The sequence below is a fragment of the Halomonas sp. ND22Bw genome, from assembly GCF_003011945.1.
Classification (GTDB): Bacteria; Pseudomonadota; Gammaproteobacteria; order Pseudomonadales; family Halomonadaceae; genus Halomonas; species Halomonas halophila.
Genome location: NZ_PXWD01001729.1, coordinates 1 through 238, shown reverse-complemented (window position 1 = coordinate 238; position 238 = coordinate 1). Strand labels below are relative to the sequence as shown.

The following is a 238-nucleotide window of genomic DNA, read 5'->3' as shown; positions in this document are numbered from 1 at the left end:
GAACCTGGTCATGCTGACCTCGCTGTCCAAGCGCAGCAACGTGCCGGGGCTGCGCAGCGGCTTCGTCGCCGGTGATGCGGAGATCATCAAGGCCTTCCTGCTCTACCGCACCTACCACGGCAGCGCCATGGGCGGCGCGGTGGCGGCGGCCAGCATCGCGGCCTGGGGCGACGAGGCGCACGTGGTCGAGAACCGGGCGATGTACCGCGCCAAGTTCGCGGCCGTCACGCCGATGCTC

At 70.2% G+C, this 238-nt stretch carries 1 protein-coding gene; it reads left to right on the top strand.

Translation table 11 applies throughout. From position 1 onward, the window contains the following. A partial coding sequence (locus CVH10_RS24200) for an aminotransferase class I/II-fold pyridoxal phosphate-dependent enzyme (RefSeq protein WP_146143397.1) occupies nucleotides 1-238 on the top strand: 238 nt, incomplete at both ends.